This is a genomic window from Streptomyces sp. NPDC018000 (genome assembly GCF_044328025.1).
GTDB lineage: Bacteria > Actinomycetota > Actinomycetes > Streptomycetales > Streptomycetaceae > Streptomyces.
In genome coordinates this window covers 55,406-81,243 of sequence record NZ_JBIRGM010000003.1, presented here as the reverse complement: position 1 = coordinate 81,243, position 25,838 = coordinate 55,406, and the positions used below count along the sequence as shown (strand labels likewise).

General features: G+C 69.5%; 23 protein-coding genes, 1 other RNA gene and 1 pseudogene. 8 read left to right on the top strand and 17 right to left on the bottom strand.

The genetic code is table 11. The features are described 5' to 3' along the window. Positions 1-307: 307 nt before the first annotated feature. From ACH4EW_RS08815 to ACH4EW_RS08805, 3 genes are all read right to left on the bottom strand, one after another. Complete coding sequence (locus ACH4EW_RS08815) at positions 308-1,738, bottom strand: NAD-dependent malic enzyme (protein WP_398253495.1); 1,431 nt, start codon at positions 1,736-1,738, stop codon at positions 308-310. 488 nt (positions 1,739-2,226) lie between these two features. Beyond that, positions 2,227-4,632, bottom strand: coding sequence for a HelD family protein (locus ACH4EW_RS08810; RefSeq protein ID WP_398253493.1), 2,406 nt, complete (start codon positions 4,630-4,632; stop codon positions 2,227-2,229). 94 nt (positions 4,633-4,726) lie between these two features. After that, positions 4,727-5,383: a CGNR zinc finger domain-containing protein gene (locus tag ACH4EW_RS08805; RefSeq protein ID WP_398253491.1), complete on the bottom strand. Its 657-nt coding sequence runs from the start codon at positions 5,381-5,383 to the stop codon at positions 4,727-4,729. A 119-nt stretch (positions 5,384-5,502) separates the two neighbouring features. Here ACH4EW_RS08805 and ACH4EW_RS08800 point away from each other — a divergent pair, with 119 nt between their 5' ends. Then, the gene (locus ACH4EW_RS08800) at positions 5,503-6,057 is read left to right on the top strand and encodes a GNAT family N-acetyltransferase (RefSeq protein WP_398253488.1); all 555 of its coding nucleotides are present in this window, start codon (positions 5,503-5,505) and stop codon (positions 6,055-6,057) included. Between the two features lie 65 nt (positions 6,058-6,122). Here the strand turns inward: ACH4EW_RS08800 and ACH4EW_RS08795 are convergent, their stop codons facing one another. Both ACH4EW_RS08795 and ACH4EW_RS08790 read right to left on the bottom strand, forming a co-directional pair. After that, on the bottom strand, positions 6,123-6,686 hold the full coding sequence (locus ACH4EW_RS08795) for a GNAT family N-acetyltransferase (RefSeq protein WP_398253486.1): 564 nt from the start codon (positions 6,684-6,686) through the stop codon (positions 6,123-6,125). After that, positions 6,683-7,711 carry a LysR family transcriptional regulator gene (locus tag ACH4EW_RS08790; protein ID WP_398253484.1) on the bottom strand — a complete coding sequence of 343 codons (1,029 nt, stop codon included), beginning with the start codon at positions 7,709-7,711 and terminating at the stop codon, positions 6,683-6,685. Before ACH4EW_RS08790 ends, ACH4EW_RS08795 begins: the two co-directional genes overlap by 4 nt. An 84-nt stretch (positions 7,712-7,795) precedes the next feature. Here ACH4EW_RS08790 and ACH4EW_RS08785 point away from each other — a divergent pair, with 84 nt between their 5' ends. Together ACH4EW_RS08785 and ACH4EW_RS08780 are read left to right on the top strand one after the other, a co-directional pair. Continuing rightward, positions 7,796-9,076, top strand: a complete 1,281-nt coding sequence (locus ACH4EW_RS08785) for an MFS transporter (RefSeq protein WP_398253483.1) — start codon at positions 7,796-7,798, stop codon at positions 9,074-9,076. A gap of 42 nt (positions 9,077-9,118) precedes the next feature. Next, positions 9,119-9,283 (top strand): annotated as a pseudogene (locus ACH4EW_RS08780) (IS5/IS1182 family transposase); the annotation flags it as partial. 199 nt (positions 9,284-9,482) lie between these two features. Here the strand turns inward: ACH4EW_RS08780 and ACH4EW_RS08775 are convergent. The 3 genes from ACH4EW_RS08775 to ACH4EW_RS08765 all read right to left on the bottom strand — a co-directional run bounded on the left by ACH4EW_RS08775 (position 9,483) and on the right by ACH4EW_RS08765 (position 11,919). Beyond that, on the bottom strand, positions 9,483-9,827 hold the full coding sequence (locus ACH4EW_RS08775; protein ID WP_398253481.1) for a hypothetical protein: 345 nt from the start codon (positions 9,825-9,827) through the stop codon (positions 9,483-9,485). Positions 9,828-10,150: 323 nt separating this feature from the next. Next, entirely contained in the window at positions 10,151-10,849 is a 699-nt protein-coding gene (locus ACH4EW_RS08770) for a class I SAM-dependent methyltransferase (RefSeq protein ID WP_398253479.1), read from the bottom strand. 161 nt (positions 10,850-11,010) lie between these two features. After that, a complete protein-coding gene (locus ACH4EW_RS08765; protein WP_398253477.1) occupies positions 11,011-11,919 on the bottom strand; it encodes an aminoglycoside phosphotransferase family protein in 909 nt (302 codons plus the stop codon). A 109-nt stretch (positions 11,920-12,028) separates the two neighbouring features. On the opposite strand from ACH4EW_RS08765, the gene ACH4EW_RS08760 reads away from it, so the two are divergent. The 4 genes from ACH4EW_RS08760 (at position 12,029) to ACH4EW_RS08745 (ending at position 14,698) form a co-directional block, all read left to right on the top strand. Further along, entirely contained in the window at positions 12,029-13,249 is a 1,221-nt protein-coding gene (locus ACH4EW_RS08760) for a helix-turn-helix domain-containing protein (protein WP_398253475.1), read from the top strand. A 187-nt stretch (positions 13,250-13,436) separates the two neighbouring features. Continuing rightward, positions 13,437-13,637 (top strand): hypothetical protein, encoded by a 201-nt coding sequence (locus tag ACH4EW_RS08755; protein ID WP_398253473.1) that lies wholly within the window; start codon positions 13,437-13,439, stop codon positions 13,635-13,637. A 5-nt stretch (positions 13,638-13,642) separates the two neighbouring features. After that, positions 13,643-13,978: a DUF6415 family natural product biosynthesis protein gene (locus ACH4EW_RS08750; protein WP_398253471.1), complete on the top strand. Its 336-nt coding sequence runs from the start codon at positions 13,643-13,645 to the stop codon at positions 13,976-13,978. 240 nt (positions 13,979-14,218) lie between these two features. Further along, positions 14,219-14,698, top strand: coding sequence for a TrmO family methyltransferase (locus ACH4EW_RS08745; RefSeq protein WP_398253469.1), 480 nt, complete (start codon positions 14,219-14,221; stop codon positions 14,696-14,698). A 369-nt stretch (positions 14,699-15,067) separates the two neighbouring features. On the opposite strand, the gene ssrA is transcribed toward ACH4EW_RS08745, so the two are convergent. The 5 genes from ssrA to ftsE all read right to left on the bottom strand — a co-directional run bounded on the left by ssrA (position 15,068) and on the right by ftsE (position 19,121). Continuing rightward, positions 15,068-15,437: a transfer-messenger RNA gene (ssrA, locus tag ACH4EW_RS08740) on the bottom strand. Positions 15,438-15,563: 126 nt separating this feature from the next. After that, positions 15,564-16,052 carry an SsrA-binding protein SmpB gene (gene smpB / locus ACH4EW_RS08735; protein WP_398253467.1) on the bottom strand — a complete coding sequence of 163 codons (489 nt, stop codon included), beginning with the start codon at positions 16,050-16,052 and terminating at the stop codon, positions 15,564-15,566. 18 nt (positions 16,053-16,070) lie between these two features. Continuing rightward, positions 16,071-17,258, bottom strand: coding sequence for a S41 family peptidase (locus tag ACH4EW_RS08730; protein WP_398253465.1), 1,188 nt, complete (start codon positions 17,256-17,258; stop codon positions 16,071-16,073). Positions 17,259-17,490: 232 nt separating this feature from the next. Then, positions 17,491-18,408: a permease-like cell division protein FtsX gene (ftsX, locus tag ACH4EW_RS08725; protein ID WP_398253463.1), complete on the bottom strand. Its 918-nt coding sequence runs from the start codon at positions 18,406-18,408 to the stop codon at positions 17,491-17,493. A gap of 23 nt (positions 18,409-18,431) precedes the next feature. Continuing rightward, positions 18,432-19,121 (bottom strand): cell division ATP-binding protein FtsE, encoded by a 690-nt coding sequence (ftsE, locus tag ACH4EW_RS08720; RefSeq protein ID WP_398253461.1) that lies wholly within the window; start codon positions 19,119-19,121, stop codon positions 18,432-18,434. A 269-nt stretch (positions 19,122-19,390) separates the two neighbouring features. Between ftsE and ACH4EW_RS08715 the strand changes: the two genes are divergently transcribed. Continuing rightward, the gene (locus ACH4EW_RS08715) at positions 19,391-19,591 is read left to right on the top strand and encodes a hypothetical protein (protein WP_398253458.1); all 201 of its coding nucleotides are present in this window, start codon (positions 19,391-19,393) and stop codon (positions 19,589-19,591) included. Between the two features lie 108 nt (positions 19,592-19,699). On the opposite strand, the gene ACH4EW_RS08710 is transcribed toward ACH4EW_RS08715, so the two are convergent. From ACH4EW_RS08710 to ACH4EW_RS08695, 4 genes are all read right to left on the bottom strand, one after another. Then, positions 19,700-20,650: a hypothetical protein gene (locus ACH4EW_RS08710; protein WP_398253456.1), complete on the bottom strand. Its 951-nt coding sequence runs from the start codon at positions 20,648-20,650 to the stop codon at positions 19,700-19,702. Between the two features lie 403 nt (positions 20,651-21,053). Further along, a complete protein-coding gene (gene prfB, locus ACH4EW_RS08705; protein WP_398253453.1) occupies positions 21,054-22,160 on the bottom strand; it encodes a peptide chain release factor 2 in 1,107 nt (368 codons plus the stop codon). A gap of 163 nt (positions 22,161-22,323) precedes the next feature. Continuing rightward, entirely contained in the window at positions 22,324-23,556 is a 1,233-nt protein-coding gene (locus ACH4EW_RS08700) for a serine/threonine-protein kinase (protein WP_398253451.1), read from the bottom strand. 181 nt (positions 23,557-23,737) lie between these two features. Further along, on the bottom strand, positions 23,738-25,393 hold the full coding sequence (locus ACH4EW_RS08695; protein ID WP_398253448.1) for a serine/threonine-protein kinase: 1,656 nt from the start codon (positions 25,391-25,393) through the stop codon (positions 23,738-23,740). Positions 25,394-25,838: the final 445 nt, after the last annotated feature.

Sequence of the window (25,838 nt, the reverse complement as noted above, 5' to 3'; positions counted from 1 at the left end):
ACTCCCGTGTTCTTCTTGCCTGTGAGGCGTGAGATCGAAGCCGATGCTGCCAGGGCCCTCGGACAGTCCCCGGACCCGGGTCCGTAGTCAGACCCTCGCGCCCGATTACGCATCCTGCCCCCACCTGCGGCGGGAAAGCCAATCCGGCACCCTCCGGGGTCACGCGGAATACACCACTTCCTCATCGTGGTGACGTTCCGTCGACTCCCCGAAAGCGGTCCGCAGCGGATGCGGGGCTCTGCGAGACGCGCCGCCCGCCCACCCTAAAGGGGCGTTTGGGGCGCCGCGACCCGCGACGCGCCGTACGTCAGGCCAACGTGGTGCCTGTCACAGCACCGCCCGCCTTCGCGGCATCCCGGACGGCGCCTGCGACCGCTCCCGCGACCCTGTCGTTGAAGACCGACGGGATGATGTAGTTCGCGTTCACCTCGTCCTCGGCGACGACATCGGCGAGGGCGCGCGCCGCGGCGAGCATCATCTCCGTGTTGACGGTACGGGACTGGGCGTCCAGCAGACCGCGGAAGACACCCGGGAAGACCAGCACGTTGTTGATCTGGTTCGGGAAGTCGGAGCGGCCGGTGGCGACAACTGCCGCCGTCTGGCGGGCGATTGCCGGGTCCACCTCGGGGTCCGGGTTCGCAAGCGCGAACACGATCGCATCGTCGGCCATGGCGGCGACATCGGCGCCGTCCAGCACGTTCGGAGCGGAGACGCCGATGAAGACGTCGGCGCCCACGACGGCCTGCTTGAGGGTGCCGGTGACGGACTCGGGGTTGGTGTTGTCGGCGATCCAGCGCAGCGGCGAGTCGGCGGCGGCGGAGACCAGGTCCTCGCGGCCCGCGTGCACCACACCGTGGATGTCGGCGACGACGGCGTGCTTGACGCCCGCGGCGATGAGCAGCTTCAGAATGGCCGTACCGGCTGCTCCGGCGCCGGACATGACGACGCGTACGTCCCCGATTCCCTTGCCCACCACGCGCAGTGCGTTGGTCAGCGAGGCCAGGACCACGATCGCGGTGCCGTGCTGGTCGTCATGGAAGACGGGGATGTCCAGGGCCTCGCGCAGCCGTGCCTCGATCTCGAAGCAGCGGGGTGCGGAGATGTCCTCCAGGTTGATGCCCGCGAAGCCCGGGGCGATGGCCTTGACGATCTCGACGATGGCGTCGGCGTCCTGGGTGTCCAGGCAGATCGGCCAGGCGTCGATGCCTGCGAATCGCTTGAAGAGGGCGGCCTTGCCCTCCATCACCGGGAGAGCGGCCATCGGGCCGATGTTGCCGAGGCCGAGCACCGCGGAGCCGTCCGTCACAACTGCGACGGAGTTGCGCTTGATGGTGAGGCGGCGGGCGTCGTCGGGGTTCTCGGCGATCGCCGTGCAGACCCGGGCCACACCCGGGGTGTAGATCATCGAGAGGTCGTCACGGTTGCGGATGGGGTGCTTGGACGCCATCTCGATCTTGCCGCCGAGGTGCATCAGGAACGTACGGTCGGAGACCTTGCCGAGGACGACGCCCTCGATCCCGCGCAGGTTTTCCACGATCTCGTCGGCGTGCGAAGTGGAGGTGGCGGCGATGGTGACGTCGATCCGCAGCTTCTCGTGGCCGGAGGCGGTCACGTCGAGGCCGGTGACCGAACCGCCGGAGGACTCCACGGCCGTGGTCAGCTGGGAGACCGCTGTGCCGCTCGCGGGCACCTCCAGCCTGACCGTCATCGAGTACGAGACGCTGGGCGCCGTTGCCATGGCCGAGTCCTTCGCTTTCCTTAGCTTCATTGCCGCGCGACCGGGGCGTTCACCTCGGACACGCCTCCCGATCGTCGCACCTACTGGCTGGTAGCCGGTAATGACTGCCACGTTTCGGAAATTATTTTCCACGATACGAGACATGGCTGCTTCGGTGGCCAAGGCAGGTCCCTAAACAAGAACAGACCCGACGCCACCGGAAGGTGACACGAGTCTGTCTTCTTGTTCAAACGGCACCGACCCGCCATGCTCGCCTCGCGGCAAGTGGTCGCTCGAAGCGACGAAGGTTGGGCCCGGGGGCTTGGATCGAGCCGGTGCCGACACAAGGCTAACAAAGACCCCACGGAAGTGATTCCCGCAGGACAGTCCGGTTCGGAAAACTGCCCCGCCTGCGATGCCTCCGCTCCTTGCCTCAGAACCTGTCGGGTGACCTTCGACCCGCCCGGTCAGCGGTCGTCCGACAGGCTCTCGGCGGACAAACACCGAGCTCAGTCCCTCAGCAGGTCCGGGACGCCGCCCTCGTCGGGCAGGTCCCGCTCCCCCGACACCACCGTGAGCTGCTGCGTCGCACGCGTCAGCGCCACGTACAGCACCCGCAGACCGGCCGGGGACTCGTCCGCGATCTCCGCGGGCGAGACAACCACCGTGGCGTCGTACTCCAGGCCCTTCGCCTCCAGGCTGCCCAGCGCCACCACCCGCTCGCCGAGCTCGGCGAGCCAGTTGCGGGCCTGCGCCCGGCGGTGCATCGCGACGACCACGCCCACCGTGCCGTCCACCTCGGCCAGCAGCCGCCGCGCCTCCTCGCGCACCGAAGCGGCCATATCGCCGTCCCGTACGGTTTCGAAGCGCGGCTTCACACCCGTGGAACGGACCGCGGCCGGTGACTCCAGTCCGGGCATCGCGAGCGCCAGGACCTTCGAGGCCAGCTCGGCGATCTCCGCCGGGTTGCGGTAGTTGACCGTGAGGGTGAAGCGGCGACGCGGCCGGTTGCCGAGCGCCTCGTCGCGCGCCCGGGCCGCCTCGTCCGGGTCGGACCAGGAGGACTGCGCCGGGTCTCCGACGATCGTCCAGGTGGCATGCCGGCCGCGGCGGCCGACCATGCGCCACTGCATGGGCGTGAGGTCCTGCGCCTCGTCGACGATGACATGCGCGTACTCCGTACGCTCCGCTGCCAGCCGCTCGGCCCGCTCGCGCTGGGTCTCCTCGCGCTGAGGCATCAGCTCCTCCAGGCCGGAGAGCTGGTCCAGCGGGTCGAGTTCGCGCTTCTTCTTCGGCCGGTACGGGGTGCCGAGCAGCGTCTGCAGCTCGTCGAGGATCGCCACGTCGTGTACGGAGAGCGGCCCGTTCCCTTCGCTGTCGAGCCGCTTCAGGGAGCGGGCGAGGCGGCGCACCTCGCCCTGGTTGAGGACCCGGCGCGCCCAGCGGCCGAGCCGCTTCTCGTCGGCCATCGCGGCGAGCACCCCGCGCGGGGTGAGTTCGGGCCACCAGGCGTTGAGGAAGTCGAGGAAGGGCGTCTCGGTGGAGACGTCCTCGTCGAAGGAGGAGCGCAGCTCGGCGGCCAGCTCGGGGTCGGTGTAGCGGCCCCGGCCCGAGGACTTGTTCCACAGGGCGTCCAGGAGCAGCCTGCGGGCGCGCGGGCGCAGCAGGTTGACCGGGGCGGTGCCGCCGAGGGCGGACTGCCTGATGCGGTGCAGCTCGTCGGCGTTCAGCTCGACACGGGCGCCGAACGCGACGACCCGCAGCCTGGTCGGGGTGGCCGGGGCCGCGTCGGTTCCGCCGGTTCCGCCGGGTGCGTCGGTTCCGTCGTCGAAGGACAGCTGGCCGCCCCGGTCCTCCGCCTTGCGAGGGGTGCCGGGCTGTTCCAGCGCGCCGCGTGCCGCCTTGCGCAGCACCTGGAGCATCCGCGAGGAGCCCTTGATCCGGGCGACGGCGGGTTCGTCGTAGGTGGTGGCGCCCTCGACGCCCGCCGCCTCGTCGGAGAGCGAGCCGACGGCGCGGATCGCGACCTGCCCCTCCTCGCCCAGCGAGGGCAGCACGCCTTCGGTGTACGCGACGAGGAGCGGGGTCGGCGAGACGACGAGGATGCCGCCCGCGTAACGCCGCCGGTCCTGGTAGAGGAGGTACGCGGCGCGGTGCAGGGCGACGGCGGTCTTGCCGGTGCCGGGGCCGCCGGACACCTCGGTGACGGACGCGGCGGGGGCCCGGATCACCAGGTCCTGTTCGGCCTGGATGGAGGAGACGATGTCTCGCATGGTGTGACTGCGGGCCTGGCCGAGCGCCGCCATGAGTGCGCCGTCACCGATGACGGGGAGCTTGTCGCCGCTCAGGTAAGCGGTCAGCTCGGGGCGCATCAGGTCGTCCTCGACCCCGAGGACCTTGCGGCCCTTGGAGCGGATGACCCGGCGGCGTACCACCCTGCCCGGTTCCTTCGGCGTCGACCGGTAGAACGGTGCGGCGGCCGGTGCGCGCCAGTCGATGACCAGCGGCGCGTAGTCGGAGTCGAGGACCCCGATCCGGCCGATGTGCAGCGTCTCCGCGATATCGGCGCGGTTGCCGTCGCGTACGGCGTCGTCGGCCGGTTCGACGGACGTGTACGCGCCGTCCGGGCCTCGTTCGCCGTCCTTGCCGAGCAGCAGATCGATCCTTCCGAAGAGGAAGTCCTCGAACTCGCTGTTCAGCCGGTTGAGGTGGATTCCGGCCCGGAATACCTGGGCGTCGCGCTCGGCGAGCGCTCCAGGGGTACCGACCTGGCCGCGCTTGACGGCGTCATTCATGAGAAATTCCGCCTCGTGGATCTTCTCTTCGAGGCGGTGGTAAACACGGTCGAGATGTTCCTGCTCGACACCGATCTCCCGGTCCCGCATCGAATCGACAGCGGAATCCTGCGCGGCCACCGAGGCCCCCTTCTGACGTGCATTGGGCAGCCGTCAACCTTATGCGAATCCGGGCCCGCCGCGCACCTGCCGCGCTTATGGAAATGGCACGTGATTACTCACCGGCGCCCGCGCCCGCATCCGTGACGGCGCTGGTGACCGCATCCGCTGCCTCGTCCGTGAACGCCACGGCCGCCGCCCGGCGCCGGTGCCGGGCCACCCGCTCCCGGTTCCCGCACACCTCGCTGGAGCACCAGCGGCGTCGGCGGCCGCGCGAGGTGTCCAGGTAGAGACGGCGGCAGTTGCCGGCCTCGCAGCGGCGCAGGCCGGCTCGCGCCACGGGGTCGGTCAGGAGCTCCACGACATCGCGCGCCACGACGGCCAGCAGCGCCCCGCACTCGGGATCGGCGCTCAGTGTCCGTATCAGCGTGCCGCTTGTTCCGCGTACGGCCCGCAGCCCCGGTGGTGCGGCCGCGGCGAGCGCGTTGACCCGCTCCAGGGCGCTCTCGGCTCTGCGGCCACCGAGCTCGGCGGTCAGCAGGCGGTCGACGCCGGTCCTCAGCTGGCGGAAGCGCACCACCCAGGTGTCGTCCACGGCACCGAGGTGGGTGCCGCTCGGTACGAGTCCGGTGGCCACCAGCCAGTCGGCGAGGCGCTCGGCGCCGTCGAGCAGTTCGCATGCGCCGAAGGTGCCGATTCCTGTGGCCACCAGATCCAGGCAGGGACGGCCTGAGTCGAACCGCCAGTCGTATGAGGTCTTGCCCGCTGCCATGAGCATCTCACCGCCTCGGGGTCTTTGATCGGGGTCTCCCCAGAGTGCTCCTCGGAAGGCGGACCCGGAACCCCCGTTGCCCCACGGGTCGCTGCACCCGGGGCCCGTATGGTGTTCCGATGGACGACGATCTCCGTACGGCCACCCTTGCAGCCGGCCCGCTCCTGCTGCGGCCATGGCTGCCCGACGACGTGCCGGCCCTGATCGAGGCGTACCGCGATCCCGCGATGCGCGCCACGCTGCGCATGCTGGTCACGGACGAGGCGGACGCGCAGCAGTGGCTGCGGGTGCGGCAAGAGGGCCGGGAAGCCGGCAGCTACTTCGGCTTCGCGGTGGTCGATCGCGATCTCGACGGCGAACTGGTCGGCAATGTGGCGCTCAAGTACCCCGCACCGGGCACCGGCAGCGCGGAGGTCGGATACTGGACGGCGGCGCGAGCGCGCGGCCGCGGAATCGCACCGCAGGCTCTCGGGGCGCTCACCGACTGGGCGTTCGAAGCGTTCGCCGGGGACGGGCTCGTGCAGCTGGACCTGCTGCATCGGATGAACAACGACGCGTCCTGCCGGGTTGCGGAGAAGAGCGGATACGGCTTCGCGGAGGTTCTTCCGGCACGGCCGCCGTGGCCGCTGGGCGGACACCGGCATGTGCGGGTGCGTAGCCAGGGCGTCCGGTAGCCGTCCGCGTCCTCACTCGCGGCAATCGAGCCCTTCCGGCGATCGGGGACACACCGGACCGGCCGTCACCCCGGCAACGCCCCATCGTGCAGGATGCGCTGGAAGAGCCGGTGGTCGCGCCACTCGCCGTTGATGTGCAGGTAGCGCGGAGCCATCCCGTACTGCTCGAAGCCGCACTTGGCGAGCACCCGCTGCGACGCCACGTTGTCCGGCACCGTCCCCGCCTCGACCCGGTGCAGGCGCAGTTCGTCCCTGGCCAACGCGCATATCCGCTCGACCGCGGCCGTGGCCAGTCCGCGGCCCGCGTACGCGACATCGACCCAGTAGCCGAGAACCGCGCTGCGGAACGGCCCGAGCACCATGCCGTTGAGGTTGAACGCACCCACCACACGGTCCTGTTCATCGGCGAGCACCCACGGCATCACCCGCCCCGCGTCACGGTCCGCGAGCAACCCGGCCAGCCGTTCCCGCTGTCCCTGCTCGGTGAAGAAGGCGTCTGGCCGCACCGGCTCCCAGGGCTGCATGTACGCGCGGCTGCGGGTCAGGGATACGGCGAGGGAGGCGGCGTCGGCCGGGGTGGGGGGACGGAGTCGTACCTCCGCGTCGAGCCGGTGAATGTCGTTGATCATCCCAGCACGCTATCCCGGCCTCGGTTCGCCGCTTTCAACATGAGGGATGCATCGGTCTCGGGCAGCCAACTTCCGTCGGGCCGTACCATCCAGCCCTCCTCGGAGCCCAGTTGAGCTGCGGCTTCACGCAGGGCGTCGAGGCCGGGGTGGCGCAGCCCCTTGCGCCAGACCAGCAGGAACGGGGAGATCGGTACGGGCCGGACCAGCGGACGCACGACGGTGTCCGGCATCGGAGGGAAGTCGACCATGCACAGAACCGGGTACCCCGACTTCGCCGTGACCCGTTGAAATTCGGCCACGCCGATCGCGAGTGGGACGGGTGGCGCCAGCTCGATGCCCCACTCGGCGAAGAGGCGCCGGGCAAGGTCCGTCCACTCCCCGGTGCGCGGGTTCCCGGCGCCCGCGTAGACGGTCTCGCCGGTCAGGTCGGCCAGTGCGACGGCCTCGCGCGCGGCCAGGGGGTGATCGGCGGGGAGCAGAATAGCCATCGGCTCGTACCGCACCGGCTGCACGCCGAGCCCTGCCCGCACCGCGGGGTCGAGTCCGGCGGCGCGGCCGAAGGAGACGTCGAGGCGCCCGGCGAGGATCTCGTCGGCGGCCCAGGTGAGTCCGCTCTCGAAGCGCGCCATCAGTTCGCACGCCGGAGCCAGCTCCCGTGCGCGGGCGAGTACGCGGGCGGCTGTCATGCCGTCGGTGTTGAGGTCGACGAAGAGCGGCCGGGCCGCGGGATCGGCGAAGGCGGCGGCAAGATCGGCGTGCGCCTCCAGCACCCGCCGGGCGTGCGGGAGGAGCCGTTCGCCGTCGGCGGTGAGGGAGACCTGCCGGGTGGTGCGTACGAACAGTTCCGCACCCAGCTCGCGCTCCAGCCGGCGGATGTCCCGGCTCAGTGCCTGCTGGGCGATGTAGAGCCGGGCGGCGGCGCGGGTGAAGTGCAGTTCCTCGGCGACGGCGACGAAGGCGCGGAGCAGCCGGGGGTCGGTATGGGTGTGCGTCTGGATGCCCGTATCGGCAGCGGAGGAGGCCACGCCCGGGAATTTACAACACAGATGCGTCAATCGGTACGGGGAAGGTGTTGGACCCAGCGGGGCGTGCGCCGCGAGGGTTGATCCATGCCGTACGAGAGAAACCCGCCCACCGGCCCCATGCTCGCCGTCTCCGGAGACCTGCTGGTCATCGCCCCGCGCACCGCCGCCACCAGGCCGGCGCCCACCAACCCGTACCGCCGGCTGCTCGCCACCCCGGGTGCTCGCGCCTTCACCGCGGGCAATCTCCTCGCCCGGCTTCCCATGGGCATGTTCAGCGTCAGCGCGGTGATCATGATCGCCGGTTCGCGCGGCTCGTACGCCCTGGCCGGTGCCGTCACCGCGACCGGCCTCGCCGCGACGGCGGTGGTCGCGCCCTGGACGGCCCGGCTCGTCGACCGGTACGGACAGGCCAGGGTCGCCGTGCCCGCCACCGCGATCGCCGCGCTCGGATCGCTCGCGCTGCTGCTCTGCGTGCACTACGACGCCCCGGCCTGGACGCTCTTCGCCTCCTATGCCGCCACCGCCACCACCCCCAACACCGGCGGGATGTCCCGGGCCCGCTGGGCCCATCTGCACCGGGGTGATCCGGCCGCCCTGCACACCGCGAACTCCTTCGAACAGGCCGCCGACGAACTCTGCTTCATGCTCGGCCCGGCCCTTGCCGCCCTGCTGTGCACGGCACTCTTCCCGGAGGCCGGAACACTCGTCGGGGCGATTCTGCTGATGACGGGCGTGCTGATCTTCGCCGCCCAGCGCGCCACCGAACCGCCGGTGGCACCCCGAACCGGCGCGCGCTCCCCGTCCCGCACCCCGGGCATGCCGGCCCTGCTCGCCACTTTCCTTGCCACCGGCGCGGTCTTCGGCGCGATGGAGGTCGTCACGATCGCGCATGCCGGGGGCGCGATCCTGGCCCTCCAGGCTGCCGGATCGTGTGTGGCGGGGCTGCTGTATGGATCGCTGCGCCCGGCCGCGGACATCCGGCGCCGGCTGCTGGGCTGTCTGGCGGGAATGACGGCGCTGATGTCCCTGCCGCTGCTCGCCGCCTCCTCGACCGATTCGCTGCTCGCTCTCGCGGGCGCACTCCTGCTGGCGGGCGCGGCGACGGCCCCGACGATGGTCACCGGCATGACACTGGTGCAACACCTCACCCCCGAGGGCCGGTTGAACGAGGGCATGACCCTGGCCGTGACCGCGCTGCTGGGCGGAATCGCCGCGGGTTCGGCGATCGGTGGCTGGATGGTGGAGCACATGGGGCAGGTGACGGGCTATGTCGTACCGATGTGCGCGACCGGACTGGCACTGGTCGTCGCGATGGCCGGGGTCCGCACCCCCGGCGCCGGAGCACGGGCACAGGAACGGGCATGAGTACGGGAACAGGCGGGCACACCGGTAGTCCACGCACACGCAGAGAACCCGTCCCTGGTGGTCCTGGACACCCAGAGTGTCCACGCCGCGGTGAACGTGCCCGCGGCGACGACCGGCAAGGACGCCGCGAAGCAGGCACCGGACCGCAAGCGCGGGATCGCCGTGGACGTGCTGGGCCTGGCCATCGCGGTGGTGGTACTCGCGGCGCGGACTCCAGCACTCGCTTGGTCAGCAGACCCGCCGTTTGGGCTTCTTGCCACTCGGCCGGCGAGGCGACGACCAATGCCTTGTTTCCGGGCTCCTGCAGCTCGACTTGCCGGATCACGTACCCATCGGTGTCCAGCTCGAAGTAGAACCAGACGGCTTCCTCGTCCCAGAACGTCCCAGAAACAGCGAAACCAACATGTCACGGGTTCACCGCGTCGAAGGGCTCGTCGTGCCAGCGCCAGCCGGCGGTGCTGTCGTCATGGATGTGCAGCATGAACTCGGCGACCGGGCTGCCGTCTGGAAACGCCATGGTGAGCGCACTGCGGATCTGGGTGTAGCAGGCGTCGACCTGCTCCCAGTCCTCGTCGTCGACAGCCCGCTCTTGCTCAGTGAAGAGGGGGCGGAACTCTTCAAAGCCAGGAAGAGTCTCGACTTCGGCGTGGGTCCAGGGCATGTCGGCGCCGGTCACGGTCAGCCGGGCAATCTCCTGGTCGCCGTGGTGAAGCCGCCAGGTACTGCCGGCGGTCAGGTCCGGGTTGGTCATATCCCCATGATGGCGATCACCACTGACAGGCGGGGAGCGAGGTCATGACACCTTCTCGATCACGGGCACGACCATCCCATCGCGTGGTCCCGCTCCAGCCACGACTCGTACCCGACGTGCATGCCGGCCGTCGCCGACCAGTACAGGCCGGGATAGTTCCGTTGCCCGCGATACGAGGGGAAACTCGCGCACCGGCCGCCCGTTCTCGAACCGCACCCCTGCGGCCCAGCGGCACCCGGCGTTCCTCCCCGTCACCTCCCATGTAGCCCACCTCGACCCCCTCGACCGGGCGACCGCCGCCCCGGAGACGGCCGACAGCCGGGTCACTGGACCTCGCCCCCGCTCGGCGGAGCCGTCCAGACCATAGCCAAGGCGAAGCCGAGGTCATCGAACCAGGCCCCGGGAAAGACACTCCCGTAGAGCTCGTGGAACTGCTCGCGCGACAGGTAGCGGTCGCTGAGCAGATGCGCCAGCCACGGCCCGCTGTGCCAGAAGCGCAGCTGGAACCACGCGTCGTGAAGCCCCACACGTCGGATCTCACCCGGGAAGCTCCACAGCGCAGGCCAGGTGTACGCCCTGCGCGGCGGCGTTGGATACAGATCACACACGTTGTCGATCAGCACAACGGTGCCGCCAGGCCGCACGAGGCTCTTCAAGTGCTCCAAACCCGCGCGGTAGTCCTCCAGGTGGTGCAGCATCGTGTGGCTGTAGACCAGGTCGAAACCGTCTTCGTCTTCCAGCCCGAACAGATCCTCCACGACGTAGCGCACGTTGGGCCGTGCCCTCCTGGCCTTGGCGATCTCGATCAGGGGACCACTCAGGTCCAGGCCGATGACTTCCTGAAAGCTGTCCACCAAGGCCTCGACCGCGTGGCCCGAACCGCAGCCGGCATCCAGAGCGCGCTTGCCCTTCAAGCCCAGCCCGAGCAGCCAGGCGGTGTTCTGTCCCGGGAGCAGACTCACGAAGCGGTCGTAGTCAAGGGCGAACCGGTCGAAGGACTGGGGATCAGCTATCTGCGTCATACCTCTCCCGTACACGGTGTCCTGTCCCTTCCGGGATGGCAGCCGGCAGGTCTCCAACCTGTGGGGATGCCAGGTGGTTTGGGAACGGAGTCGCAGGTCATTCTCAAACGAGTTGGCTCTTGCGGAACCGAATTTCGTGGCGAGGCCCATCCGGAACTGGTTCACCGCTCGCCGGCAGCCCCCAGGATCGCGCGGAGGCGCGACAAGCATTCGCTGACGAAGGCGGGATAGGTGCCCCAGTAGTACGACACCCCGCTGACTCCGACGGCAATGGCCCACGCCCGGGCACGCAACCACGTCACGTCGTCGAGATTTATGGCGTCCCAGTACGCCTGTCGAGCCCCGGGTGGAAGGTCCCACAGAGGCGCGTGCTCGGCGTCGGGAAAGCCGACTGAGAGGCCTCCGAAGTCGATGACCGCGTGCAGCTTGCCTTGCTGAACCAGAAGGTTGGTGGGTTTGAGGTCTCCGTGGAGCCACACCTGGCGGCCAGATGGCTCGGGCAGGGCGAGCGCACCCTGCCACAGGTGTCGCAGGTGCGCGATGTCGAGGTCGAGACCCTGGATCGTCAGACAGTCGTCGAAGCACCCACTGATCCACCGGTCACAAACTTCCAAGCCACCCCCGCGGTACCAGCTGAGCTCGCCTCGACGAACCGCTCCCATGAGAGGGATGGAGTGCAGCCTCTGCACGATCGCTGCCAGGTCGGCCCCGAAGGCAGGCCAATCGCTGACCGATCCCAGGCCGGCTTCATCGCCATCGATCCAGCGGTAAACCGACCAGGCGAGCGGGAAGGCGGAACTCGGAGTACCGGCATGCACCGGCTCCGGAATGCGACAGGGAAGATGCGGCGCCAGCCGCGGCAGCCACATCTGCTCCTTCTGTACCGCCTTCGCGTTGTCCGGTGTGCGCGGCAGCCGTATGAGCAGCTGGTTGCCGAGCCGGTACATCGTGTTGTCCGTGCCCGCACCGGCCGGCGAGATGGGCAGGGCGGCCCATTCCGGCCGCTGCTCCCGCAGCAGCGACCGGACGACCGCCTCGTCCACACCGATCTCGTTCTCATGAAGTGTCACGGTGGCAGCCTTCTGCCCAGGCTTTGCCGCCGCCAGTGATTTACCCGAGGCGGTCGCCGCATGCCGACGGGTACCGTCCCAGTACGCGACTACGAGGACGGAGCACAGTATGCCCACGCCTACTGGCATCGGAACAGGGGCACGGATCGCCGCCTACCGGCGCCTGCACCGCCTGACGCAAAAGCAACTCGCCGGCAAAGCAGCCGTCTCCTACTCGCTCCTGGTGAAGGTCGAGCAGGGCCGTCGCCCCGCCAGCGGCTCGTTCATCGCCGCCGTGGCGCGGGCCATGGGCGTACCCGTCACCACCTTCACTGGCCAGCCCTACACCACCGACCACGCCCACGACCGCCTCGACAGCCCCTTGGCCGACCTGCGCGCCGCACTCGACAACTATGACTTCCCGCTGGACGAACTCCCCGTGCGCGCCCTGCCGGAAATCGCCGCCGACGTGGACGCCGTGTTTCTCGCCCGCAGAAAGGCGAACTTCGGACGGATCGTCGCCATGGCTCCCCCGCTCGTCGATGAACTGGTCCAGGTCTCCCAGACCGCACAGGGCCAGTCGGCCGAAGAGGCGCACCGGCTTCTCATGCACGTGTACCGGTCCGCCTACGACGTCGCCTACGGGCTCGGCCTGTCGGATCTGGTGTCGCTGCTGCTGTCCCGCATGGACTACTCCGCCCAGCGCGCCGGCGACCCCTACCTGATGAGCCTGTACGGCTACATGCGCGCCTACTCGACGTTCGCCACCGGACGGCACGAGGTCGGGCGGAAGATCATCACCAAGGCCCGCGAGACCGTCGACCAGAGCGTGCGCGCCGGGGAAGTCCCGGCCCTCTGCTCCGCCGGGAATCTGCACCTGCGGGCGGCGATGCTGGCCACCCGGCAAGGCGACGCCGACTCTGCCCGGGACGAGCTGGCCGAAGCCCGTCGCCTGGCCGAACAGTTGGGCCGCGAGGTCGTCGGCGGGGCCCGGGACGGGGCGTACATCCAGTCGTTCGGGCCGACCAACGTGGCGATCCACGCGGCAGCAGTGGAGATGGAGCTGGGCAACCACGGCAAGTCACTCCAACTCGCCAAGCTGGTGCAGCCCCAGGCGGACTACTTCCCCGACCGGCTGGGGCACTTCTGGATCGACACCGCCCGCTCCCAGCTCTGGAGCGGCAAGACCGACGCCGCCCTCGTCTCCCTGCTGAAGGCGCGGAAGGTGGCGCCGCAGCAGGCCAAGTACCACCCGTCCGTCCGCGAAACCGTCGCTGGGCTGGTGCACGCCGCCCGCAGCACCCCGGACACCCTCATCGGATACGCCTCCTGGTGCGGCGTCCAGCTCTAGCTGTACGTAGCGTCGGCATAGCGTAAAGCGACCTCTCTACCGGACTGTCACACAGCGCCCCGAGACTGTCACAACTTGTGTCAGTTCCGGGGCGCTGCTGCGCGTTCACTAAACGTCAGCAGCGCCCACCGTCCTCACGGACCCCGACAGAAATGGGCGGCGGAACCCGCCGACCACGGAGATTGGCATGAGCACCCAGTCCGACCGATCCGAAACCTCGCTTCCGATCCGCGCCCCTGGCACGAACCTGCCCGACGGCCACCCGTCCGCCAGTCTGCTCGCACGAGGCCAGCACGGCTGGAACGCCTTCCTGGCCCGCACCGGGCCGCTGCCGGACGAGGACGAGGAGGTCGAGCACGGCCGGACCGACGAGCTGACCGGGCGGTGAGCGCGGTGACCGAGACGCCCCCGACCTGGATCGACATGGGCCGGGACGTGGACCTGGCGCTCGCACTCGCTCAGGGGCGGCCGACCGGTCCGGCAGCCGACGAGGTCCGCAAGCGGCTCCGCTCCTACATCGGGCTGCTCGCCGACCCGGCCGAGGAGTACGCGAAGGGCCTGGCCGACTCCCGGGCCCGCGACATTGCGACCGCCACCGTGGACCACGCCCGCGGCCTGTTCCGCGACCAGGACGGCGACTCGGCCGCTATGCTCCGGCTGCTCGGCAAGGCGGTCTACTACCTGATGCGGTATGCCTCGCATATCCAACAACACAGGCCGCAGCAGTGAGCGGCAAGTTGCAGCCCGCGCGACCGTCCCGAAGACGGGGCGTCGAAGAAGCCTGCACAACGTGGTCCGCATCTCTGGACGCCATGGACGGCGTCCGGTCCGCACGTACTCGCAAGGCGGCCACCGACATGCGAGCAGCCCTTTCCCCGCTACGTCGGCGCGGCATCCGGTCCGCCACCATCGTGGACACTCGGGCTGCGGCCTACCTGTCCGCTACGGCCTGACTCCGAAGGGAACCTGATGGCAGAGAAATTCGAGGTAGAGGCACTGGGTTACGTCGTCGGAGGCCGCACCGAGCCGACTGACGACTACTGGGGTGGCACCCGTGCGATCATCCGCCTTGACAGCCGCTTCCCCTTGGAGGTCACGAAGGGGCTGGAAGAGTTCTCCCACCTCGACGTGGTCTTCCGCTTCCACCTGACCGACCGCACCGACCTCCCCCTCGGCGCCCGCCGCCCCCGGGACAACCCCGACTGGCCCGAAGTCGGCTTCGTCGGCCACCGCAACATGCGCCGCCTCAACTGGCTCGGCGTCTCCCGCTGCCGCCTGGTCAAGGTGGACGGCCTGGACCTTCACGTCGAAGACCTCGACGCCGTGGACGGCACCCCGGTCATCGAAGTGAAGCCCTGGTTCAAGGAGATGGGCCCCCGGGGCGGGGTCCACCAGCCCCAGTGGGTCACCGACATGCTCGGCAACTACTACGCCCCCACCAAGGGCTGACCGCTGCGCCGTTGGCCTCGGACGTCCTTCGTGCACGTCCGAGGCCTTGTCGGAGATTACATACAGCTGTGGTCAGGCACGGATGTCGGTGACGCCGTCCGGGGTGATCTCATGCGCGATCACGGTTCCGGTGTTCAGGCACGGGGAGCGTCGTGCCCGGACCCGGCCCACAGGCCCCTCGGGGCCGAGGACACGGAAGCCGGGTTCGACTGCGTGATGGGCCGACGGCGGTGGGGCACCACGTGCTTGTTGCCGCGACAACGGGCCGCAGGCGCGCGGCTGGCCGGCGTGTGGCGGGCATGGGCGCGTGGGGAGAGAAGACGAGGACCCCGCTGCCGGTGGGCAACGGGGTCCTCGTTCACATGGGAATTGTGGAGATGGCGGGAATCGAACCCGCGTCCAACGGTGCGGAACCAGGGCTTCTCCGTGTGCAGTTCGCTGCGCTTTTCTCGGCCCCGGAGATCACGCGAACAAGTCTCCGACGGGCTCAGTCACTGTTTGATTTCCTTCCAGGCCCCGTGACCGGGTCCAGAAGTTTAGATCCCTTGATGATGCCAGGATCCGGGTCGGGATCACCCCCGGGCTGACACTTCGCAGGTCGCTACTTAGGCAGCGAGGGCGAAGGAATCGCGCTTGGTGTTGGCGATTATTGGTTGCGACATATGGTTTACGAGATCATTGCCGCTTCCTCGACACGCTTCCCCTGCTTCGACATCCGCTGTCGAAACCGATCATCCCCATGTTGTGTTTTCAATGTGTGCACCCGCTGTGAGGTGCGATGCCATCGTACGCGACCGACGTGCGGCGATGCCAGCCTATTCCCGCCGGCGCCGGCCGTACGCCTCCGGCATCTCCCGGACGGCCCTCAGGCGCTGCGCTGGCGCCGGCGCGCTGCCGAGATCGCGCGGTTGGTCTCCCGCAGGTCCTGCTTCTCGCGCAGGGTCTGCCGCTTGTCGTACTCCTTCTTGCCCTTGGCGAGCGCGATCTCGACCTTGACCCGGCTGCCCTTGAAGTACAGCGCGAGCGGCACGATCGTGTGGCCGGTCTCGCCCGACTTCGACTCCAGCTTGTCGATCTCCGCCCGGTGCATCAGCAGCTTCCGCTTGCGCTTGGCCGAGTGGTTGGTCCAGGTCCCCTGGACGTACTCCGGGACGTGGACGTTGTGCAGCCACGCCTCGCCCCCGTCGATCTGGACGAAGCCGTCCACCAGGGAGGCCCGGCCCAGCCGCAGCGACTTGACCTCGGTGCCCATGAGTGCGAGACCGCACTCGTAGGTGTCGAGGATGTGATAGTCGTGCCGCGCCTTCTTGTTCTGCGCGATGAGCTTGCGCCCCGTGTCCTTTTCCTTAGCCATAGTGCGACCATTTTCGCACTACGACCCACCCCCGAGGCCACTCAATACCGTCTCGGCCCGCCGCTCGGCCCCGGAGCTGACCGCGAGGTCCGGGGTGATGCCGCGGCCGTCGACGCCGCGGCCCGCCGGGGTGCGGTAGTGGCCGACGGTCAGCTCGGCCACCGAGCCGCCCGGGAGCTTGCTGGGCATCTGGACCGAACCCTTGCCGAAGGTGCGCGATCCGACGGTGACGGCGCGTCCCCGGTCCTGGAGCGCGCCGGTGAGGAGCTCGGCGGCGCTCATCGTGCCGCCGTCGACGAGGACGACGAGGGGGCGGGCGGTGTCGCCGCCCGACTGTGCGTAGAGAGCGCGTTGCTCACCGTGTACGTCGTACGTGGCGACCAGGCCGCCGTCCAGGAAGGCGGAGGCGGCGGTCACGGCCTCGGTGACCAGGCCACCGGAGTTGCCGCGGAGATCGAGCAGCACCCCGGCGCCCGCCGGTGCGTCCCGGACCGCGTCGCGGATCTCGGCGCCCGAGCCCCTGGTGAACGAGTCGACCTCGATCAGTACAGCCGCGGAGGAATCGGAACGGTCCGGTCCGATGCGCCGCACGGTGACGGCCTCGGTGGTGAGCCTGGCTCTGCGCAGCGTCTCGGTCCGAAGGGCGGCCCCTCGCTGAACTCCCACCACGACGGTGGTGCCGGCGTCCGCCGCCGTACGGTCTCCGCGCAGCAGGGCCACGGCCTCGGCGACGGGGCGCTTGTCGATCCGGTGGCCATCGATCGTACGGAGCAGATCGCCCGGCTCGATGCCGACGCGGTCGGCGGGGCTGCCGGGCTGGACCCGGGTCACCTCGACCAGGCCGTCGGCGGAACGCTTCGCGGCGATCCCGACACCGGTGTACGAGCCGTCGAGGGCCTGCTCGAACTCCTTGTACTGCCGCTCGTCGTACACCGCGCCCCAGCGGTCGCCGCTGCGGCTGACGACCTCCTCGGCCGCCTCCTTACCGGACTTGCCGTCGGCCACGGCCCGGGCGGCGGCCTCGGCCACCTCGTCGCCGTCGACGGTGGAGGCGACGGAACGGGTCGCTGTGCCCGAGGACTTCGCACCATCGTGCGGCAGCGAGCCGGTGGCCGCCGCGGTGGCCAGCACGGTCACGAAGACCAATGCCAGAGCCGCCCCGCGGCGCACACCGCAGGGCCCGAAACATTGCGTGGGGCCCGACATGGCGTCGAGTCTAGTGCCGCGATCGGCAAGGTTTGCCCGTCAAGGAGCGGCGACCGGTGCGTGTGATCGCAAGGCGGCCGGAAGCCCTTGTAGCGGCGCTACAAGGGCTTTTGGCCAACGCCGCGAGCGCGCGTGCCGGTCGCCGCGACGGGGCAAACCTTGCCGATCGCGGCACATAGGACAACGCCCCTGTGGCGCACGGCCGGTTGACCGCGTGCCACAGGGGCGCTTGTCACACCTTCAGATACTTGCGGAGCGCGAAGAGAGCGGCAACGGCGGGCATCAGCAGACCGATTGCCAGGATCAGGGGCAGCTTGGTGAAGACCGCGTCCCAGCCGATGAAGTCGATCAGGGTCAGCTTGCTCTGCAGCGCCAGACCGGCGTCGATCAGGAAGTACCGGCCCGCCAGCAGCATCACGCAGGCGAGCACACCACCGATGAGACCGGCGAACGCGGCCTCCATGATGAACGGCATCTGGATGTAGAAGCCGGAGGCGCCGACGAGCCGCATGATGCCTGTCTCCCGCCGTCGGCTGAACGCGGACACCCGGACGGTGTTCACGATCAGCATCAGGGCAATGACCAGCATCAGCGCCATCACGAAGAGTGCGGCCACATTCATGCCGTTCATCAACTCGAAGAGGTTGTCCAGGATGGACCTCTGGTCCTGGACGGACTGCACCCCGTCCCGCCCGGCGAAGGCGGTGGCGACGACCTTGTACTTCTTCGGGTCGTGGAGCTTGACCCGGAACGACTCCTGCATCTGGTCCGGCGTGATGTTGCTCGCCATGGGCGAGTCGCCGAACTGCTCCTGGTAGTGCTTGTACGCCTCGTCGGCCGACTCGTACGTGACCGTGTCGACGACCTTCATCTTGCGGAGGTCGCCTTCGATCTCCTTCTTCTGCTGGGCGGTGACAGCACCCTTGGCGCACTTGGGCGTCGAGGTCACATCACTCTTGCTGCACAGGAAGATCGAGACGTTGACCTTGTCGTACCAGTAGTCCTTCATCGTGCTGACCTGCTCGCGCATGAGCAGCGCGCCGCCGAACAGGGCGAGCGAGAGGGCGACGGAGACAATGACGGCGAAGGTCATCGTAAGGTTGCGACGGAGGCCGACGCCGATCTCCGACAGGACGAACTGGGCGCGCATGGCGTCCTTTCAGTGCTCGATGCTCAGTGCTGGTAGCCGTAGACGCCGCGGGCCTGGTCGCGTACGAGACGGCCCTTCTCCAGCTCGATGACGCGCTTGCGCATCTGGTCGACGATGTTCTGGTCGTGGGTCGCCATGATCACGGTGGTGCCGGTCCGGTTGATCCGGTCCAGCAGCTTCATGATGCCGACGGAGGTCTGCGGGTCGAGGTTGCCGGTCGGCTCGTCCGCGATCAGCAGCATGGGGCGGTTCACGAACGCCCGCGCGATCGCCACGCGCTGCTGCTCACCACCGGAGAGCTCACCGGGCCTCCGGTCCTCCTTGCCACCGAGGCCGACCAGGTCGAGAACCTGGGGCACCGCCTTGCGGATCTCACCGCGCGGCTTGCCGATGACCTCCTGTGCGAACGCCACGTTCTCCGCAACGGTCTTGTTGGGGAGGAGCCGGAAGTCCTGGAACACCGTGCCCAACTGGCGGCGCATGTGCGGCACCTTCCAGTTGGACAAGCGCGCGAGGTCCTTGCCCAGGACGTGGACCGAGCCCGTGCTGGCACGTTCCTCACGGAGAATGAGTCTCATGAAGGTGGACTTGCCGGAGCCGGAGGAGCCCACCAGGAAGACGAACTCGCCCTTCTCGATATCGAGCGACACATCCCGTAGAGCGGGACGGCTCTGCTTCGGGTAGGTCTTGGAGACGTTGTCGAATCGGATCACGGATGCACCACGGTCGGCCGGGAGTAGGTGTGCGTGACCTTACGCGAACCCGGCTCACGCGCGCAGGCGCGCGTACGGGGATGGGCGATTTATGGCGGAACGGCACTGGTCGAGAGCGGGGCCGAAGCGCTACGGAACGGGTGATGTCCGGCGGGCCGCGCCGAAATCCGCGCGAGCTGGCAAAGTGGTAGGGGGAACGGTTGCGTTTCCATGAGCGTTGTGCGGAGTGAAGGCGTATGCGGCTCCGCCGCGCGGGAGGAGGAAAGCGCATGACCTATGACCGACTGGTGTGCGCAAACTGCGCGGCGCCCGTGAACGAGGGCCGCTGCCCCGTATGCCGGGCGAGCCGCGAGCGGCTGCAGCAGGAACAGGGGCAAGGGGTTTTCGCGGGGCTGAGCCCTGTGACACTGGTGGCCCTGCTGGTGGTGCTGCTGGGCGCGGTGGCGCTGCTGGCGCACCAGGGCGTGTAGCCGAAGGCCGTCCGCCCACCCGCAAGAGCGTGTACGTGTACGCGGAGGGGCCCGGGATGCCGACAGGCGTCCCGGGCCCTCTGTGCGTACCTGTGCCGCGAGCGGCCCTTAGGCGACCGTACGGCCGTTCATCAGGCGCGGCAGGATCCGGAAGCCGATGCCTCCGGCAATCATCGTCGCGGCGCCGACCAGCAGGAACGTGGTCTCAGCGGCACCGGTCTCGGCGAGCTCGTCCTTGCCCTTGCTCTGCGCGACCGGCTGGTTGCCGGCCGAGTCGGGGGTGGTGTTGTCCGCGCACGTCGCACCGTCGAGGTCGACGGTGCAGGTCTCGCCACCGGGGGTACCGGTGGAGGCGTTACCGGTGGTACCACCGTTGCCGGTGGTACCACCGTTGCCGGTGGTACCACCGTTGCCGGAGTTACCACCGTTGTCGGAGTTACCACCGTTGTCGGAGCTGCCGCCATCAGTCGACGCGCCGCCGTTGTTGCCGGCGCCACCGTCATTGCCGGCGCCACCGTCGTTACCAGCGCCACCGTCGTTACCAGCGCCACCGTCGTTACCGGCACCACCGTCGTTACCGGCACCACCGTCGTTACCAGCGCCACCGTCGTTACCGGCACCACCGTCATTGCCGGCACCACCGTCATTACCGGCACCACCGTCATTACCGGCACCACCGTCATTGCCGGCACCACCGTCATTACCGGCACCACCGTCGTTACCGGCACCACCGTCGTTACCAGCGCCACCGTCGTTACCGGCACCACCGTCATTGCCGGCACCACCGTCGTTACCGGCACCACCGTCGGTGGTCGTACCACCCTGCCCGCCGTTGTCGCCGCCACCGGCCGCATCGCCGCCGGACTCGCCCTGCGGGCCCTTGAAGCCGGCGTCGATCCCCAGACCGCTGTCCTCGACCTCAGCCTTGGTGGCGAGACCTCCGACGTTGACGCCGATGCCGACGGCCGACGCCGCTCCGGCAGCGGTGAGCGAGGCGCCCGCGGCGATCACCGCACCCGCGGCTATGCGCGCGACGCGTACTCGCGTCTTCTTGGTCATCTGCTGCTACCCCCAGTAGCTGTTCTCGTCAGTGGAGCAGCCATATGCAGGTCTCTGCTCTGCGGGGTTCGCTCCGAACGGCGCCACATCGAGTCATGGCTGTGCCGCCCGCCCCCGTTCGCATCCGTCCCGGACATACGCATGCTGCCCTAGCACCCTGTCCACAGTTAAGGACTACGTCAAGGCCGTTCCGTGCAAACTGCACCGATTTGACGGCAGTTGACCTTGATTCGGAATCACGACTGTGACGCACTCACCGCGGTACCTGCGCAACTCGGAACTCCAACTCGCTTTCCGGTGCCGCCTCGTGCCCGTCCCCGACGAAAACGGCGGTGCCGGAAACCCGTGAGGTATCCGGCACCGCCGTAAAAATCAGGACCAGCAACAGGCTGCTGGAGCCCGCCTACTTCTCCCGCTGCTTGCGCCAGCGGATGCCCGCCTCCAGGAAGCCGTCGATCTCGCCGTTGAAGACCGCTTCCGGGTTGCCCATCTCGAACTCCGTACGCAGGTCCTTGACCATCTGGTACGGGTGCAGGACGTACGACCGCATCTGGTTGCCCCAGGAGTTGCCGCCGTCGCCCTTGAGGGCGTCCATCTTGGCCTGCTCCTCCTGGCGGCGGCGCTCAAGGAGCTTCGCCTGGAGGACGTTCATCGCGGATGCCTTGTTCTGGATCTGCGAGCGCTCGTTCTGGCAGGAGACGACGATGCCGGTCGGGAGGTGGGTCAGGCGCACCGCGGAGTCCGTGGTGTTGACGCCCTGACCGCCGGGGCCCGACGAGCGGTACACGTCGACGCGCAGTTCGGACTCGTCGATCTCGATGTGGTCGGTCTGCTCGACCACGGGCAGCACCTCGACACCCGCGAAGGACGTCTGGCGACGGCCCTGGTTGTCGAAGGGCGAGATCCGGACGAGCCGGTGGGTGCCCTGCTCGACGGAGAGCGTGCCGTAGGCGTACGGCACCTGGACCGCGAAGGTGGTCGACTTGATGCCGGCCTCTTCCGCGTACGACGTCTCGTAGACCTCGGTCTTGTAGCCGTGCCGCTCGGCCCAGCGGATGTACATGCGCTGGAGCTTCTCGGCGAAGTCGGCGGCGTCCACGCCACCGGCCTCGGCGCGGATGTTGACCACGGCCTCGCGGGAGTCGTACTCGCCGGACAGGAGCGTACGGACCTCCATCTCGTCCAGCGCCTTCCTGACCGACTCCAGCTCGGACTCGGCCTCGGCCAGGGCATCGGCGTCGCCCTCGTCCTGGGCGAGCTCGAAGAGGACCTCGAGATCGTCGATCCGGCCGCGGAGGGCCTCGGTCTTGCGGACCTCGGCCTGGAGATGCGAAAGCTTGCTGGTGATCTTCTGCGCCGCCTCCGGGTCGTCCCAGAGGGAAGGCGCGGCCGCCTGCTCCTCGAGCGCGGCGACGTCCGCCCTCAGCGCATCCAGGTCCAGGACGGCCTCGATCGACCCCATGGTCGAGGAGAGGGACTTCAGCTCTTCGGAAATATCGACGACTGCCACGGGTCCAGCGTAACGGCTGTCGGCACGGACATTCCTCGGGCCGCATGATCACGATTCCGCCACCGTGTGGGCGGCGCGTCCCCGGGCCGTACGGCGAAGGGGCGGCAGGGGTCCCTTCGACCCCCGGAAGCCATCAGGAACCGCCTCGCCGGGGCCCATGGAGTCAGGGTGTTTCCGGCGCCGATTTCTTCGTGTCCTGCGCGGGTGCGTCCGCTTCGTCGCCGCCCAGCGCCAGCCAGCCGCCCACGCCCAGCGCCACCACCAGCGCCGCGGCACCCAGCGTCAGGCGGCGCTTGCGGATGGCCGCGGACTTGTTGCGGGCCGAGCCCGGGCGGGGCCGCCCCGGGGAACGCGGGGCCCTGGCCGTGCCCCGGGGGCCGCCGGAGAGTTCGTCGGGGGCCGGGACACGCATGCTCGTGTGGGTGTCCCGGTTGGAGTCGGTGGACGAGCCGGGGACCAGGGGGACCGAGCCGCTGCGGCGGGGCTCCTCGGGTGCGGGGGCGTACTGCTGCTCGTCGTACGTCCGGGGTTCCGGTTCGGCGCCCGGCTCGTCCACGTCCAGCGGCGGGATGCCGGCCAGCTGCGGGAGCTGCTCGCGCAGCCGGGCCGCGAGCTCGGAGGCGCGCAGCCGGGAGGCCGGCGCCTTGGCCAGGCACTGGACCAGGAGCTGCCAGAGCTCCTCCGGGATGCCCGGGAGCGGGACGACCGTCTCCGTGACATGGCGGCGCAGGACCGCGCCGGGGTGTCCGCCGCCGAAGGGCGTGAAGCCGGCGAGGAGTTCGTACAGGACCGTGGCGAGGGCGTAGATGTCGACGGCGGCGCGGGGCGGGAGGCCCTCGACTATCTCGGGGGCCAGATAGTCCGGCGTACCGATGATCTTGCTGGCCTTGGTGCGGCGCGGGGTGTCGATCAGCTTGGCCACGCCGAAGTCGGTGAGCAGCGCCGGGTGCGAGCCTCCGGGGCCGAGCGGGCCCTCCATGTCGAGCAGGATGTTCTCCGGCTTGACGTCGCGGTGGACCACGCCGGCGGCGTGCGCGGCGGCCAGGCCGTCGGCGACGTCCGCGGTGATCGCGACGGCGGCCTCGGGCGCGAGACGGCGTTCGCGGTCGAGGCGGGTGCGCAGGTCCGTGCCGCGTACCAGGCTCATGACCAGTGCCAGGTCGTTGCCGTCCACCACGAGGTCGCGGACGGCGACGACATGTGGATGGTCCAGGCCGAGCAGTGCGGTGCGCTCCCGGACGAAGCGGCCCACGAGCTCCTGGTCGGACGCGAGGTCCTCGCGGAGCAGCTTGATGGCCACCGGGCCCTCGGGCCCGTCGCCGAGCCACACCGTGCCGGCGGTGCCGCGCCCCAGGATCTGGTGGGCGGTGTACCGGCTGCCGATATTCCGTGCCAAGACTGCTCCCTCAGCGGCTGGCGATGAACCGTCGCTCATGACCCCCGGTCGACAAAGTTACGCGTCGATCGGGGTGTTGATTGCCCGGGATGGCGCCAACCTTCACTTCTGCGGGCGAAATGCGGCAGAAATTGACCCGCAGAAGTCGATATAGCTACAGAGTTGATGGTGCATCGGCCGCTCAGGGACCGCTGTTGCCGATGCTGTCGCTGCTGCCGCCCAGCTTCGAGATCCAGTCGGTCACGCCGGAGACGCTGTCGCTGATCGCCTGCCAGTAGCTCTTGCCCTGGCCGATCCAGTCCTGCAGCGGGGTCAGTTCCCAGATCAGCCAGCTAGCGACGAACAGCAGCACCAGCGTGAACAGACAGCCCTTGAGGCAGCCGAGGCCGGGAATCCTCATCGGGTTGGCGCTGCGCTGCCTCGGCTCGCGGGGCTGGCGCGGGGCCGGCGGCTGCGGGGGCGCGTACTGCTGCCGCTGGTACTGCTGTTGGGGCTGGTACTGGGGCTGCGGCTGGTACTGCTGCTGCCGGGGCTGGGGGTACTGCTGCGGCGGCTGCTGGTGCTGCTGATGCTGCGGCGGCTGCTGCCGTCGCTGAGGCTGTTGGGGCTGGGGCTGGGGCCGCTGAGGGCGGCGGCGCAGCGGGTCCTGGCTGGGGTCGAGGTACTGGACCTGTGTCTGCTCGTTGCGATCGCGGGCCGCCCGGAGCTGGGACTGCCAGGGGTGCGGCCCCTCGGGCTGCGGAGGGCCGTCCGGGCTCGGCGGTACGGGCGGCATGACCGAGGTCGGGTCGGCGTGCCCGCTCTGGCCCGGGCCGGGGGCGTGCTGCATGACACTGGTCGCGGCGCTCGGATCGTACGAGCCCGCGTTGCTCGGCAGCACCTGTGTCGGGTCGGCCGCGCCGGGGGTCTGGGGAACGGCCGCGGGCGCCGGGTCGGGTGCGAGCAGGGCACCCACGCCCTCGGCCGCCGCGATCTGGGCAGAGCTGGCGTGCACACCGATGCCGGCCGCGACGGTGCGCAGCCCGCGGGCCAGGTTCTCGGCGCTGGGCCGCCGGCCGGGTTCCTTGCTCAGGCAGCGCTCTATCACCGTCCACAGCGGCGCCGGGACGGTGGAGGGGCGGCGGGGCTCCTCGCTGAGGTGCTGGTGCAGGACTTCGAGGGCGGTGCCGCCGGCGAACGGCGGGCGGCCGGTGACCAGCTCGTACAGCAGGATGCCCGCACCGTAGATGTCGACGGCGGAGGTCTGCGGGCGGCCCTCGGCGGACTCGGGCGCCACATAGGCGGGCGTGCCGACGAACTCATGGGTACGGGTCAGCCCCGGGGAGTCGGCCAGGCGCGCGATACCGAAGTCGGTGAGCATCGGGCGCATCTGGCCGTCGCGCTCGTCGAGCAGGACGTTGGCGGGCTTCAGGTCGCGGTGGACGACGCCGTCGGCGTGGCTGGCGGCGAGCGCGTCCGCGATCTGCGCGGTGAGGAGCGCGGCGGCGACCGGGGTGAGGGGGCCGTTCTCGCGGATGTAGCGGTGCAGGTCCGGGCCGTCGACCAGGTCCATGACGAGGGCGAGCAGGTCCCCCTCGACGACCAGGTCGCGGGTGCGCACGATGTTCTCGTGGGTGAGCCGGAGCAACACGGAACGCTCGCGCAGGAACCGCATCACGACGTCCGCGTCGTTGGCGAGTTCCTCCTTCAGGACCTTGATCGCCACGGTCTCGCCGGGCTGGCCGGCGACGGCCGCCTCCGCGCCTGCGGTCTCCCGCTGGCGGGCACGCCAGACGGTGCCCGTGGCGCCGCGTCCCAGCGGCTCCTCGAGCAGGTACTTGCTGCCTACCGGCCGCACGTCATGCGCTCCCTGCTGGTCGTGGTGCTTGCGGTGCTCCCGGATCCACCCGGGAGTTCCGGCCCACTCTAGTGGGGTGACCGGCGGAGTCGGACTGGTCCGCCCGGTTGCCGTCGCCACCCTTGGTCGCCGGACCCGATTGCCTCCTCGAGGAGATACCGGCCGGTTGCGGAACAAGACGCTCACACCGGGCGGATGGTTGCCGCACGCACGTGCGATCAAGACCGGCCGGAGCGGTTCCGCCACCGCGGAGGGCGTTCCGAGCAGGCACTTATGGGCGCACAGCCGACCATTCAAGATCAATTAGCGGTGGCCCCCGGGCGTGTCGTCAGTGGCAGGTGCGAGGATGCCTCCAGCACGGACCGTGGGGTAGGGAGCCCTGCGGCACGTGACAAACCTGTACCGGACGACGCGTCCGTGTCGGGTGGGGGGAATCACAGGGCGT